The organism is Actinoplanes oryzae (genome assembly GCF_030757795.1).
GTDB lineage: Bacteria > Actinomycetota > Actinomycetes > Mycobacteriales > Micromonosporaceae > Actinoplanes.
The window spans coordinates 18,541-31,505 of record NZ_JAUQWH010000104.1; the positions used below are offsets into that span (position 1 = coordinate 18,541).

Consider the following 12,965-nt stretch of genomic DNA (forward strand, 5'->3'; position numbering starts at 1 on the left):
CGTGACGTCTTCCGTATCCGGCGAGGCCCGCGAGGCGCTCGGACGCTTGCGGGCGGAGGTCGGCAAGGCCGTCATCGGCCAGGACGCGGTGGTCGGCGGGGTCGTGATCGCGCTGCTGTGCGGCGGGCACGTGCTGCTCGAGGGCGTACCGGGCGTGGCCAAGACCCTGCTGGTGCGCGCGCTGGCGACGGCGCTGGACGTGGACACCAAGCGGGTCCAGTTCACCCCCGACCTGATGCCGGGCGACGTGACCGGCTCGCAGATCTACGACGCGCGGACCGGGGCGTTCAACTTCCGGCCCGGCCCCCTCTTCACCAACCTGCTGCTCGGCGACGAGATCAACCGCACCCCGCCGAAGACGCAGGCCGCGCTGCTGGAGGCCATGGAGGAGCGCACGGTCAGCACGGACGGCGAGACCCGGCGCCTGCCGGAGCCGTTCATCGTGGTCGCCACGCAGAACCCCGTCGAGTACGAGGGCACGTACCCGCTGCCCGAGGCCCAGCTGGACCGGTTCCTGCTGAAGCTGACCGTCCCGCTGCCCGAGCGCGCCGAGGAGCTCGGCGTCCTGCGCGCCCACCACCTCGGCTTCGACCCGCGTGACCTCAAGGCCGCCGGGGTGGGCCCGGTCGCCTCGGCCGCCGACCTGGCCGCGGGGCGCGAGGCCGCGCGCCGGGTGGCCGTCGCCGAGCCGGTCCTCGAATACGTCGTCGACCTGTGCCGCGCCACCCGCACCGCCCCGGCCCTGGAGCTGGGCGCCTCCCCGCGCGGCACCACCGCCCTGCTCGCCGTGGCGAAGGCCCGCGCCTGGCTCAGCGGCCGCGAGTACGTGATCCCGGACGACGTGAAGGCGTTCGCGATCCCCGTGCTGCGGCACCGGGTCCGGCTGCGCGCGGAGGCCGAGCTGGACGGCGTCTCCACCGACGAGGTGCTGCGCTCCGTGCTCGGTGCCGTGCCCGCGCCCCGCTGAGCCGGCCGTGGTCACGAGGCGCTTCGCGCTGGTGCTGGCGGCGGGCGTCCCGCTGCCCGCGCTGCTGCCCTCCCCCTGGCTGCTGGTGGCCGCGGTGGCCGTGCTGGCCTGCGGGGCGGCGCTGATCGACCTCGCGGTCGCGGCGCCGCTGACCGCCGCGCGGCTGCACCGTTCGGGGGACGAGACGGTCTGGCTCGGCGGCACGGCCACCACCACGCTGACCGTGGCGAACACTGCCGGCCGTCCGATGTGGCTGCGCCTGCGCGACCGGTGGGTGCCGTCGGCGGGCGCGGACCTGACCGAGCACCGGCTGGATCTCCTCGCCGGCGAGGAGCGGACGATCACGACCACCCTGACGCCGGTACGGCACGGCGACCGGCCCGCGGTCCGGGTGACGATGCGGTCGTACGGGCCGCTGGGGCTGGCGTACCGGCAGCGGCGGCAGCGCTGGGACGAGCAGGTGACGCCGCCGTGGACGCTGCGGGTGCTGCCCCGGTTCCCGTCGCGGCGGCTGCTGCCCGAGAAGCTGGCCCGGCTGCGGGTCTTCGACGGCGCCGTGGTGACCCGGGGACGCGGGCAGGGCACCGAGTTCGACGCGCTGCGGGAGTACGTGGTCGGGGACGACGTGCGGTCGATCGACTGGCGCGCCTCCGCCCGTACGCACGATGTGATGGTCCGCACCTGGCGCCCCGAGCGGGACCGTCGCGTGGTGTGCCTGCTCGACACCGGTCGCACGTCGGCCGCGCGGATCGGCGACGAGCCCCGGCTGGACGCCGCGATCGACGCCGCCCTGCTGCTGACCGTGCTGGCCGCGAAGGCCGACGACCGGGTGGACCTGCTGGCCCTCGACGCCGCCGTGCGCGCCCGGGTCGAGGGTGGCGGCCATCGGACGAAGCTGCCCCGGCTGATCGCCTCCCTGGCCGCGCTGGAGCCGGCCCTGGTCGAGACGGACTTCAGCCTGGCCGCGAACGACCTGCTGCGCCGCGGTCACAAGCGGGCGCTGGTGGTCATCTTCTCCGCCCTGGACGCGGCGCCGATCGTCGAGGGCCTGCTGCCGATGCTGCCGCGCCTGGTCACCCGGCATCGCGTGGTGCTGGCCAGCGTCCGCGACCCGGAGACCGAGCACCTGGCGGCCCTGCCCCCGGCGGCCACCGCGGACGACGTGCACCTCGCCGCGGCCGCGGAGCTGGCCCTGGCCGAGCGCGGCCGGGTGCGGGCGCTGCTGGAGCAGCAGGGAGTCATCGTCGTGGACGAGCCCCGGGAGACCTTCGCCTCCAAGGTCTCCGACGCCTACCTGACGCTCAAGGCCGCCGGTCGCCTGTGACCCGCGTGTACGTGGTCGCCAGGTCGTAGTCCTTGGCGGGCCCGCCCGCGTGCCACAGCTCGGTGAACTCGTCGGGCCCGGTGATGCGCCCGGTGACCGTGTAGAGGTCGGCGCCGCACGGGTGCTCGGCGTCCCAGCTCTCGGCGCGCAGGTCGAGGCGGTAGAACGGGCGGCCGTCAGCGAAGCGGACGTCCAGGAGCTCCCCGTCGGCCCGGTAGATCAGGCGGCGGGTGGCGGGACCGACGTGGTCGCCGTAACGCAGCTCACCCTCTTCGGCGTACGCGAGGGATCTGTCCTCCCCCGGGGAGAATGTCGCGCGTCCGGTGAAGAGCCCGTCGCGGCCGGCGCGGCGATCGGTGATCAGACGGCGTACTGACCAGTCACCGCGGAGGAAGCGCATCGGTTCGAGAGCTTGATAGCTTCCCTGAAGCACCGCCTACCCCTTTCGGAGGACCCATGTCGCAGGTAGCAACGCTACGCGGCCCGCGCGCCGTCGTACTCGCCGATCTGATCCCGGGCGCGCTCGCACGCGACGTCCTGCTGGTCGCCGGCGGTGCGGGCTTCGTCGGCCTGCTCGCCCAGGTGGCCGTCCCGATCCCGGGCACCCCCGTGCCGATCACCGGCCAGACGCTCGGCGTCCTGCTCATCGGCGCCGCGTTCGGCTGGCGCCGGGCCGCCGCGACGATCGCCCTCTACGCGATCGTGGGCCTCGCCGGCGTCCCCTGGTTCTCGAACGGCACGAGTGGCTACGCCACCGCCAGCTTCGGCTACATCGTCGGCTTCTTCCTCGCCGCCACGGCCGCCGGCCGGCTCGCCGAGCGCGGCGCCGACCGCACGATCCTCAAGGCCCTGCCCGCGATGCTGGTCGCCGAGGTCATCATCTACGCCGTGGGCCTGCCGTGGCTGGCGGTGGCGGCCGACCTGTCGTTCGCGGAGACGCTGTCGAAGGGTCTCGTCCCCTTCCTGCTCGGCGACGCGGTCAAGGCGGCGCTGGCCGCGGGCCTGCTGCCGGCGGCGTGGGCGCTCACCCGCCGCAAGTAGTTCCTTCCCGCGCCTCGGCCCGGCAGGCTCCCTGCCGGGCCGTTCGCCGTCCGTACCGGAATGCGAGAGCCGAACGGACGAGGCCGCCCCGGCACGCTTGGCGGCGGGCGTCCAAAGGCACAAGAACCTCCGAAAGCCGCGTAAGTCCGGGCCGCATTGCGCGCCGTTGCCGGGCAAAAGCCACGTAAGTCCTTAGCGGGGATGTGCAGTCAGCACATCGCCGCCTGCTGTGTGCCGGCTGAACGTTGCAGATGGCACTCACCATCGGTGCCAGGGGCAGGGAGGTGCGGAACATGGCAGTCCACGCGCACTACGAAGCACCGGGCCACAACGGATGGGCGGTGTACTACCGCGGCCCGCGGATCATCGTCACCAGCCAGTACGTCGAGACCACGGCCGGCCGGCTGCCCGTCCGCCTGCTGGACGACGTCCGGCAGATCCACGTCAGCAACCACAGCGCGCGGGTGACCGCGCTGGCCACCGCCGCCGTCGAGCTGGGCCTCGCCGCCCCGCTCGCCGCCGCCTCGGGCTCGGTGGCCCTGATCTGCGCCGGCGCGGCGGCGGCCGCCGGCACGGGGGTGGGCGCGCTGGTCGACGAGCGGCGCAACCCACGCTGGATGGCGCTGCGGGCGACCTGCCAGGGGCGGCGGGTGGAGCTCTTCCAGACCGCCAGCAAGCGGGAGTTCGGCCAGGTCCACCGGGCGGTGCTGCGCGCCGTCGAACTGGACCGCGACTACCGCGCCTGAGCGGCTGACCCTCGGGAGGGAGGCCCCGGGGGTCAGCCCCGCACCATCGCGTTGCGCACGCCGCGCACGAAGTCCAGCGCCTCGTCACCGGTCAGACCCACCGTGAGCAGGTCGTCGACGATCCTCTTGTGCTCCGCCGTGAGCCCCCGGTCCAGGGTCAGGTCGTCGGTGCCGGCCGCGGCCTCCACGAACAGCACGTCCGGGTCGGCGGCGCCGGCGAACTCCAGCAGCTCGAAGGGGCCGCCCAGCCCGGGATGGCGGAGCAGGTCGAGCGGCGCCACCGCCAGCGTCAGGGCGGGCTCCCTGCCCTGCTCCAGCAGGTGGTCCAGCTGCCGGGCCATCACCGCGTGACCGCCGATCGGGCGGCGCAACGCCGACTCGTCGATGACGGCCACCAGATGCGGCGGGTCCGGCTCCCCCAGCCGCTCCTGGAACGCCCGCTGCCGGTCCAGACGCAGCTCGACCCGCGCCTCGACGTACTCGTCGCCGGGATCGCGGCCGGTGGACAACGCGGTGATCGCGCGGGCGTACTCGGGGGTCTGCAGGAGCCCGGGCACGTAGAGGACCTGCCAGATGCTGATGCGCCGGGCCTCGCTCTCGTATGCGACGTAGCGCTGGTAGTCCCCGCCCAAGCGGTATCTGCTGTACCACTGCCGGGTCCGCGACCGCCGCGCCAGCCCGGTGAGGGTCAGCACCTCGGCGTCGTCCGACACCCGGTAGAGGGCGAGCAGGGCCCGCACCTCGAGGGGCTGGACGGTGACGTCGCCCTTCTCGATCCGGCTCAGCTTGGAGCCCGACCAGTCCATGCTGCGGGCGACCTCCTGCGAGGACAGCCCGCTCCGCTCCCGCAGCTCGCGGAGGCGCCGGCGCAGACGCTCGCGGGCGACGGCGGGACCTGCGGCGACGGTCATCGGGCGAGCACCCCCGGCCGGACGCGCCGATCTGCGAATCGCCATCGGCGGAACTCCATCTGCCGGAGCCTACCCGCCGACGGCTGTCCGCGTTCGTCCAAACAGGAGCCCGGGTTCCGTCCGGCACACCCCACCAGTACGGTGGGTGACCGGGTGGCCACGCCGGCGTCGTGGGCGGGCGCCCCGAGGAGGAGACATGACAGATCGCAGCGACCTCGCCTGGCGTACGAGCTCGAGAAGCTCCAGCGGCAACTGCGTGCAGATCGCGGTCGGGTCCGCGACGGTGCTGATCCGCGACTCCAAGGATCCGTCCGGCCCGGTGCTCGAGGTCGGGCTGGACGCCTTCCGGCAGTTCATCGCCTTCGTCAAGGCGGGCCGGTGACCGCTCACCCGGCCCGGGCGGCACCCCGCAGCAGCGCGAGCGCCTCCGGCCCAGTGGCCGCCGAGGCGAGGGCTGCCTCCACGAGCTGCTGACAGCGCCGGACAGTGCCGAGGTCGGTCAGGAGGCGATCGCCCTCGGCCGACTCCACGAAGACTGCCCGGTCGTCGTAGACCTCGAAGCTGCCGGTCTGCGTCGCGTGTGCCCCGGCGGCGAGCGGAACGATCCCCAGCCGGACCGTCGGCAGTTCCGCCACTTCGCGCAGGTGGTCCAACTGACGCGCCATCGCCTCCGCCGGCAGCACTCCGCGCACCAGCACCGCCTCATCGATGACCACGGTGAACGAGGGCGGGTCGGCACCGCGCAGCCGGGCCAGGAAGGCGGCGCCCCGCCGCAGCCGGAGGCCGACCCTGTCGATCAGCTCCGGATCGCCCGGCCGCAGGCCGCCGAGAGCGGCGATGAGCGCCGTCGCGTACTCCTCGGTCTGCAGGAGGCCGGGGAGGACCAACGGCTGGTTGTGCCACAGGTGCCCGACGGTCGGCTCGAGCTCCAGCAGGCGGGCGAACGCCTCGGAGGCGTTCCGATGCGCGACAACCACGGCAACCTCCCGGGGGCAACGCCGACTGCGGAATGCTGTCTGCGTTTTGCAAACTAGCCTGCGCCCAGTAGTCACCGCACCAGAGTCGCGGCCATCGGACACGCCGTGGCAGTTCGTCCGTTGGTGGACAAGAGCCGCCGACTACGCCGTGGGGACCTCGGTGACGGTGTGCTCGGGGGCGAGGTCGCTGCTTTCCCCGCGGCGCTCGGCGGCGGCGCCCGCGCCGAGGGCGTACGCGAGGAAGGCCAGCCAGACCGCGAAGCCCACGCCGATGCGCACCGCGTCGGGCCAGCCGGACGGGGTCACGTAGGCCTCGAGGACGCCGGCGACGAGCAGGATCGCGACCAGGCCCAGGGCGACCAGCATGCCGGCGTGGGCACGCTCGGCCAGCGCGCGGCCGCGGGTGCGGTGCGGGCCGGGGGCGATCCAGGCCCAGCCGATGCGCAGGCCCGCGCCGGCGGCCACGAAGATGGCGGTCAGCTCGAGGAAGCCGTGCGGCAGGATGTACGTCCAGAAGATGTCGCCGTCGCCGGTGTAGGTCATGAGGCCGCCGGTGAGGGCGATGTTGAGCAGGTTCGAGCCGAGGATCCAGAAGACCGGCACGATCAGGACGCCCGACGCCAGGCACTGGCCGGCGATCAGCGCGTTGTGCGTCCACACGTTCGCGGCGAAGTTCTGCGCCTGGAACTCGCTGTAGTAGTCGACGAAGCTGTCCTTCGCGGACGAGTCGGCGAGGGCACCGGGGCTGAACATCTCGATGACGTCGGGGTGGCCCGCGAAGTAGGCGATCAGCGCTCCCCCGGCCAGCACGTTGACGACCATCGCGACCAGCCACCAGTGCCGCGAGCGGTAGAGCTCCAGCGGCAGGGTGGTGGTGAAGAACCGGGCGACCGGGCGCCAGGAGAAGCGGCGGCCGCCGGTGATCGCGGCGCGCCCGGCGAGGACCAGCTGGGAGAGCGTGGCGACCAGGAGCGGGTCGGGCGAGTGGCTGCGCACGACCGACAGGTGGGTGGCCGCCCGCTGGTAGAGCAGCACCAGCTCGTCGGCCTCGTGCGGGGCGAGCTTGCGGCGCCGGGTCAGCGCCTCCAGCCGGTTCCACTCGCCGCGGCGCTCGCTGACGTAGGCGTCCAGGTCCACCGGCGCAGAGTATCCGGCGGCGATCCTGTTGACTAACGGCCATGAGAGAGCAGCTCGTCAACGGCGAGGCGGTGGAGGTCGAGGTCCGGCACGCCCGGGTCGGCTCCCGCGGCCTGGCGCTGATGCTGGACCTCGTCGTGCAGGTGGCGCTGGCCGTCGTGCTGGGCGCCGCCGCGGGGGCGATCGCGACGGCCGCCCTGGAGAAGTTCGTCGACGAGGCGTTCCTCAGCACGCTGACGACGGTCGCCGTGGTGGTCGCCTTCATCGCGTACCCGACCGTGATGGAGACCATGACCAACGGCCGCAGCCTGGGCAAGCGGGCGCTGGGCCTGCGGGTGGTCCGGGAGGACGGCGGGCCGATCCGGCTGCGGCACGCCCTGGTCCGGGCGCTGGTGGGGGCGGCGGTGGAGTGGCCGGGGCTGCTCTTCCCGCCGTTCACGTGGGCGGTCGCGCTGAGCACGATGATCTTCTCGCGGCGCGGGCGGCGGCTCGGCGACCTGGCGGCGGGCACGTTCGTCGTGCACGAGCGCAGCCCGGCGCCGTGGGGCTGGGCGCCGGCCATGCCGCCGCAGCTCGCGGGCTGGGCGGCGGAGCTGGACCTGTCCGGGCTGGACGACGACCTGGCCCTGGCGACGCGGCACTACCTCGCCCGGTCGCGGGACATCCGGCAGCCGATGAACGACCGCTTCGCCGAGGGGCTGACGGCGGAGATCAGCGCCCGGATCGGCCGGCCGGTGCCGCACGGCGTGCCGCCCTGGATGTTCCTCACGGCGGTGCTGGCCGAGCGGCGGCAGCGCGCCGGCGCCCGTACGCAGGCCGCCCGCGCCCTCACCCAGCGCATCTGGCCGGGCTTCGGCCGTCCCGACTGGCCCGCGGCCGGCGGCCCGTCCTGGGACCCGGCGGTGACCCACCCGCCCCTGCTCGGCATCGCCAAGGAGGCTCGCCCGGACGGTCAGTGACCGCCGTTCGTCACGTGTCCTTCACGATCTTGTCGAAACTTCGCCATCTGACCGCGTGAGGCTGGGTCCATGGTCACGGTGAGCGAGCATGTCCTGGACGGAGCCTCCCTGGTACGCGTCGTCGGCGACCTCGACCTCGACGATCTCCCCGAGCTGCGGGAGGTGTTGCGGACCGCCCTCGACCGGCACCCCTGGGTGATCGTGGATCTGGCCGGCGCCGGGGTCATCGGGTCCGTGGCGCTGAGCCCGCTGCTCGCGGCGGCGCAGAGCGCCCGCCGGCTCGGGGGCGACGTGCTGCTGGCGAGCCCGTCGCCGCTGGTCCGCACGGTGCTGCGCGGCGCCCGCCTCGACACGGCGTTCCGGTCCTTCGACACCGTGCCGCAGGCCATGTCCGCCGCCCTGGCTGTGACCGGGGTCACAGCCAGCTGAGAACCGTCCCCGGCACCGGGTCGTCTTCCCGGGTGTGAAACGGCGCCATCGGGCGCCGCCGATCCCTGGAGGAGACGATGATGCGTGCGGTGAGCGCGGCCGAGACGGCCCCCACCACCCATGCCTGGGCGGTGCATGCCGAGGGGCTGCGGGTCCGCGCCGGGCGGCACCTGGCCGTCGACGGCCTCGACCTGGCCCTCGGCACCGGCGTGCACGGGCTGCTCGGGCCGAACGGCGCCGGCAAGACGACGCTGATGCGGGCGCTGGCCACGGTGCTGCGGCCCGCGGGCGGCCGGCTCACCCTGCTCGGCCGGGAGGTCGGCGGCCGGGGCGACCTGCGCGAGGTGCGCCGGGGGCTGGGCTATCTGCCGCAGCAGTTCGGCTTCTACCCGCGGTTCACGGTGCGCGAGTTCGTGGAGTACATGGCCTGGCTCAAGGAGATGCCGAAGGCCGCCGTGCCGGGCGCGGTGCAGCGGGCGATCGACCGGGTGGGGCTCACCGCCAAGGCCGACGCGCGGATGAAGACCCTGTCCGGCGGCATGCTGCGCCGGGCCGGCATCGCCCAGGCCGTGGTCAACGACCCGGCGGTGCTGCTGCTCGACGAGCCGACCGTGGGGCTCGACCCCGAGCAGCGCCTCGACTTCCGCGAGCTGCTGCGCGATCTCGGCACGGACAGCTGCGTCCTGGTCTCCACCCACCTGGTGGAGGACGTGGTGGCGGCGTGCTCCGAGGTCGTGCTCCTCAACGAGGGCAAGCTGGTGCACCAGGGCACGCCCGCGAGCCTCGTCGAGGCGGGCGGCGACGGGCACGCCGGGGACAGCCCGGCCGAGCGCGGCTACTCGGCGATCCTGCGCCGGCACCGGGCGGAGGCGGCCCGATGACGCGCGTCCTGGTCATCGAGCTGCGCCGGTCCACGGCGCTCGGAGCCGCCGCGGCCGTGCTGCTGGCGGGGCTCGTCCTGCTCTTCGCCGCCCCGACCCGCTGGGCGACGAGCGGGATGTCGCTGGCCATGGTCCAGCGGGAGTATCTGGTGCTGCTCTGGCCGCTGGCGCTCGCCACCGGGGCGTGGCAGGGCCGCCGGGAGCACCGGTCCAAGGTGGGCGAGCTGTTCTCGTCCACTCCCCGGCCGCAGGCCCGGCGGGTTCTTCCCACCGCCGGCGCGCTCGGCATCGCCGCCGTCGCGAGCTACCTGCTGATCACGGCGGCGGGCGGGATCTGGATGGCCGGCACGGCCCGCTACGTGCCGATGCAGGCCTTCGTCGTCCTGGCGGTCGGGCTGCTGGCGATGATCGGGGCCGCCTGGCTCGGCCTCGCCCTCGGCCGGCTGCTGCCCTACCTGGTGACAGCACCCCTGCTCGCGGTGGCCGGCATCGGCCTGCTGATGGTCGTCGGGGCGATCCCGGGCACCCCGGAGTGGCTGGCCTACGTGCTCTCCCCGATGTACGGCATGGGCCTCTACACCGACTGGCAGACCATGGCCGGCCGGACCAGCGCCGCCCAGGCGATCTGGCTCGCCGCCCTCGCCGTCGCCGCGGTGGTGCTGCTCATGGCCGGCTCGTGGCGGGGCAGGCTGGCGGCCCTGCTGCCCGCGGCGCTCGGGGCGGCCCTGGCGATCGCGGTCGTCCCGCACGGCGACGACTTCGAGGCGCACCCGATCGACCCGGTCGCGCGGGAGCTCGTGTGCACGAGCGACGCCCCGGCCGTCTGCGTCACCCGGATCCGCGCGGGCCTGCTGGACGACTTCGCCCCGCTGGCCCGGCAGACGCTCGGCGTGCTGGCGAAGCTGCCCGACCCGCCGACGACGGTCCGCGAGGACACCACCACCTATCTGCCGCTCAGCCCGGCGCCCCAGCCGCCCGGCGTGATCCTGGCCGACCTCTTCACGAACGCCCGGGGCAAGCTGATCGGGCACCGGGCCACGCAGTACGGCATGATGCGGAGCGCCTTCCACACCGACCGGGAGTGCCAGGAGTACGGCAACCCCGCGGTCGAGCGGGCGGCGATCTTCTACCTGCTCGGCGAGGAGCCGCTGCCGGACACGGAGATCTTCGCCGACGTCGTCTACGAGTCGCCCGAGACGAATGCCGAGGCCCTCCAGCTGTGGCAACGCCTGCGGCAGCGGCCCGAGCAGGACGCGCTGGCCCGCGTCGCGGCGGTGCGCCGGGCCTCGATGGCGTGCCAGGCGACGGACGGCCTGCTGTGAGGTGGCTGGCGCTCTATCTGCGCTCCCGGCGCGTCCCGGCGGCGCTGGCCGTCACCGCCGGGCTCCAGGCGCTGCTGTGGACACTGTGGTCGGTCTTCTCCGACGCCCGTGACGTCAACCCGGTCATGGTGATCCTGGCCGTGTTGCTGCTGGTGACGATTCCGGCGATGACGCTGTCCGGGGCGGACGACGCCCTGGAACGGACGGCTTCGCTGCGCTGGCCGTGGCGACGGGCGGCGCACCTGCTGGTCGCGCTGGCGGTCGTCCTGGCGCTGCTGCTGGTCACGCAGGCCACCGGCGCGCGCTTCTCCCCCGTCGACGTGGCCGTCCGCGACGCCGTGGGGCTGCTGGGCCTGACCGCCCTGGGCGCGGCGGTGCTCGGCGCGGCGAGGGCCTGGTTCGCGCCGCTGGGCTGGACGCTGGCCGTGCTCCTCTACCCCCTGGAGGGCACGGTGCTCAAGGAGCTGGCGACCTGGCAGATGCAGGCGCCGGGTAACACCGTCGCGCTGGTGACGGCCGCGGTGCTGGGGGCGGGCGGGCTGGTGGCGTACGCGGTCGCCGGCCCGGCGGCCCGTCCATGACCCGCATCCTCGCCCTCGAGCTGCGCCGGTCGGCGGCCCCCGGAACGGCCCTGCTGCTCCTGCTCGCCGGCGGCCTCACGCTCGCCGGGGGACACGCGCGCTGGGCGTCGAGCTCGATGGCGCTGGTCGTGGCGCAGCGGGAGTACCAGGTGCTGCTGCTGCCCCTCGCCCTGGCCGCCGGGGTGTGGCAGGGCTGCCGGGAGCGCCGGGCCAAGGTGGACGAGCTGTTCACCAGCGTGCCGCGCCCGGGGGGACTGCGCGTGGTGCCGACCGCGGCGGCGCTGGCCCTCGCGGCCGCCGGCGGCTACCTCCTGGCGACCGCCGGGAGCGCCACCCGCCTCGCCGGCACGGTCCGCTACTGGCCGCCGGAGGCCGGTGCCGTCGTCGTGGCCGGGGCCCTGGCGACGGTCGCGGCGGTCTGGCTCGGCCTCGCCGCCGGCCGGCTGCTGCCCTTCCTGGTGACCGCTCCCCTGGCGGCCGTGGCCGGCGCCGGGCTGCTCGTGGTCTCGATGGCGCCGCGCCCGGGGCGGGAGTGGCTGGCGCACACCTTGTCGCCGGTCCACGACATGTGGCTCGACACGGAGTTCCAGACGATCCCGCTCCGGCTCAGCGCCGCGCAGGCCGTCTGGGTCACGGGCCTCGGCCTCGGCGGCCTGCTGCTGTTCATGACGGCGAACCGGCGTACCCGGCCGGTGGCGTTGCTCCCGCCGGTGCTCGGTGCCGTCGCCGCGCTGGCGATCGTGCCGCACGGGCGAGCGTTCGTCGCCCATCCGCCCGACCCCGGCGCGCAGGAGCAGGTGTGCGCCGACGGCACGCCGGTGGTCTGCGTCAGCCGGGTCCATGCCGCCCTGCTCCCGGCGGTGACCCCGGTGGCCCGGGAGGTGCTGGGCCTGGTGGCGGTCCTGCCCGATCCGCCGCGGGCGGTGCACGAGGACACCAGCACCTTCCGCCCGGAGACGTCGCCGCCCCGGCGGCCCGGCGTGTTGCTCGCCGACGTCCAGCTCGGTCCGGACGGCCGGCTCCTGAGCCCGGACCTGCTGCGGATGCGGCTGCTGCAGAACGTCCTCCGCCCGCACGCGATGTGCCACGACGGCATCGCCACCGAGGTGGAGAAGGCAGCCGTCTCCTGGCTGCTGGGCCGGGAACCGCTGCCGGACGAGGCGGTGGACCCGCTGACGACCTCCGATTCGTCGGAGTCCACCGCCGAGGCCGTCCGGCTCTGGCGCGTCCTGCAGCGGCTGCCCGAGCGGGAGGCGCTGCGCCGCGTCGACGCCGTCCGGCGCGCCGAGCAAGCCTGCCGGCAGACCCGCGGCATCCTGGCTTAAAGGCGGGCCGGGGTCGCGATGCCGAGCAGGTCGAGGCCGCGCCGGAGGATGCGGCCGGTCAGCAGGCACAGGGTGAGGCGGCTCTCCCGGACGCCGCCGGGCGCCCTGAGCACCGGGCACCGCTCGTAGAAGGTACTGAACTGCGCCGCCAGCGTGTACAGGTAGCCGGTCAGCCGGTGCGGCTCCAGCGACTCGGCGACCGCGGTCACCACCGGCTCGAAGGCCAGCAGTTCCAGCACCAGGGCCCGCTCGGCCGGGTCCGCGACGGTCACCGCGGCGGGGGTGACGGCGCCGGCCCGGTCGAGGATCGAGCTGATCCGGGCGTACGCGTACTGCAGGTAGGGCCCCGTGTTGCCGGTCAGGGC

General features: G+C 74.5%; 16 protein-coding genes. 11 read left to right on the forward strand and 5 right to left on the reverse strand.

From position 1 onward, the window contains the following. Position 1: 1 nt before the first annotated feature. Together RBH18_RS28360 and RBH18_RS28365 are read left to right on the forward strand one after the other, a co-directional pair. Positions 2–967 (forward strand): AAA family ATPase, encoded by a 966-nt coding sequence (locus tag RBH18_RS28360; protein ID WP_306213157.1) that lies wholly within the window; start codon positions 2–4, stop codon positions 965–967. Positions 968–974: 7 nt separating this feature from the next. Continuing rightward, entirely contained in the window at positions 975–2,291 is a 1,317-nt protein-coding gene (locus RBH18_RS28365; RefSeq protein WP_306213159.1) for a DUF58 domain-containing protein, read from the forward strand. Here RBH18_RS28365 and RBH18_RS28370 read toward each other — a convergent pair. Next, positions 2,269–2,691 (reverse strand): DUF6314 family protein, encoded by a 423-nt coding sequence (locus RBH18_RS28370; RefSeq protein ID WP_306213161.1) that lies wholly within the window; start codon positions 2,689–2,691, stop codon positions 2,269–2,271. The two genes, RBH18_RS28365 and RBH18_RS28370, sit on opposite strands and share 23 nt — an antisense overlap. Positions 2,692–2,747: 56 nt before the next feature. Between RBH18_RS28370 and RBH18_RS28375 the strand changes: the two genes are divergently transcribed. Beyond that, positions 2,748–3,332, forward strand: coding sequence for a biotin transporter BioY (locus RBH18_RS28375; RefSeq protein ID WP_306213163.1), 585 nt, complete (start codon positions 2,748–2,750; stop codon positions 3,330–3,332). A gap of 293 nt (positions 3,333–3,625) precedes the next feature. Further along, complete coding sequence (locus RBH18_RS28380) at positions 3,626–4,078, forward strand: DUF6232 family protein (RefSeq protein WP_306213164.1); 453 nt, start codon at positions 3,626–3,628, stop codon at positions 4,076–4,078. A gap of 32 nt (positions 4,079–4,110) precedes the next feature. Here RBH18_RS28380 and RBH18_RS28385 read toward each other — a convergent pair whose 3' ends face one another. Next, positions 4,111–4,989 carry a helix-turn-helix domain-containing protein gene (locus tag RBH18_RS28385; RefSeq protein ID WP_306213166.1) on the reverse strand — a complete coding sequence of 293 codons (879 nt, stop codon included), beginning with the start codon at positions 4,987–4,989 and terminating at the stop codon, positions 4,111–4,113. 196 nt (positions 4,990–5,185) lie between these two features. Between RBH18_RS28385 and RBH18_RS28390 the strand changes: the two genes are divergently transcribed. Further along, positions 5,186–5,371 carry a DUF397 domain-containing protein gene (locus RBH18_RS28390; RefSeq protein WP_306213168.1) on the forward strand — a complete coding sequence of 62 codons (186 nt, stop codon included), beginning with the start codon at positions 5,186–5,188 and terminating at the stop codon, positions 5,369–5,371. Positions 5,372–5,375: 4 nt separating this feature from the next. Here the strand turns inward: RBH18_RS28390 and RBH18_RS28395 are convergent, their stop codons facing one another. Both RBH18_RS28395 and RBH18_RS28400 read right to left on the reverse strand, forming a co-directional pair. Next, positions 5,376–5,966, reverse strand: coding sequence for a DUF5753 domain-containing protein (locus RBH18_RS28395; RefSeq protein WP_306213170.1), 591 nt, complete (start codon positions 5,964–5,966; stop codon positions 5,376–5,378). Between the two features lie 141 nt (positions 5,967–6,107). Continuing rightward, the gene (locus tag RBH18_RS28400) at positions 6,108–7,103 is read right to left on the reverse strand and encodes a stage II sporulation protein M (RefSeq protein ID WP_306213172.1); all 996 of its coding nucleotides are present in this window, start codon (positions 7,101–7,103) and stop codon (positions 6,108–6,110) included. A 41-nt stretch (positions 7,104–7,144) separates the two neighbouring features. Between RBH18_RS28400 and RBH18_RS28405 the strand changes: the two genes are divergently transcribed. From RBH18_RS28405 to RBH18_RS28430, 6 genes are all read left to right on the forward strand, one after another. Beyond that, complete coding sequence (locus tag RBH18_RS28405) at positions 7,145–8,062, forward strand: RDD family protein (RefSeq protein WP_306213174.1); 918 nt, start codon at positions 7,145–7,147, stop codon at positions 8,060–8,062. 69 nt (positions 8,063–8,131) lie between these two features. Then, positions 8,132–8,491, forward strand: a complete 360-nt coding sequence (locus tag RBH18_RS28410) for an STAS domain-containing protein (protein WP_306213176.1) — start codon at positions 8,132–8,134, stop codon at positions 8,489–8,491. Between the two features lie 77 nt (positions 8,492–8,568). Next, the gene (locus tag RBH18_RS28415) at positions 8,569–9,372 is read left to right on the forward strand and encodes an ABC transporter ATP-binding protein (protein WP_372338998.1); all 804 of its coding nucleotides are present in this window, start codon (positions 8,569–8,571) and stop codon (positions 9,370–9,372) included. Then, on the forward strand, positions 9,369–10,694 hold the full coding sequence (locus RBH18_RS28420; protein WP_306213180.1) for a hypothetical protein: 1,326 nt from the start codon (positions 9,369–9,371) through the stop codon (positions 10,692–10,694). The genes RBH18_RS28415 and RBH18_RS28420 overlap by 4 nt, the downstream gene beginning before the upstream one ends. Beyond that, on the forward strand, positions 10,691–11,275 hold the full coding sequence (locus RBH18_RS28425) for a hypothetical protein (protein WP_306213181.1): 585 nt from the start codon (positions 10,691–10,693) through the stop codon (positions 11,273–11,275). The genes RBH18_RS28420 and RBH18_RS28425 overlap by 4 nt, the downstream gene beginning before the upstream one ends. Then, on the forward strand, positions 11,272–12,600 hold the full coding sequence (locus RBH18_RS28430) for a hypothetical protein (protein ID WP_306213183.1): 1,329 nt from the start codon (positions 11,272–11,274) through the stop codon (positions 12,598–12,600). Before RBH18_RS28425 ends, RBH18_RS28430 begins: the two co-directional genes overlap by 4 nt. Here the strand turns inward: RBH18_RS28430 and RBH18_RS28435 are convergent. Then, positions 12,597–12,965, reverse strand: a 369-nt coding sequence (locus RBH18_RS28435) for a DALR anticodon-binding domain-containing protein (RefSeq protein ID WP_306213184.1), incomplete at its 5' end; no start/stop codon positions are given. The two genes, RBH18_RS28430 and RBH18_RS28435, sit on opposite strands and share 4 nt — an antisense overlap.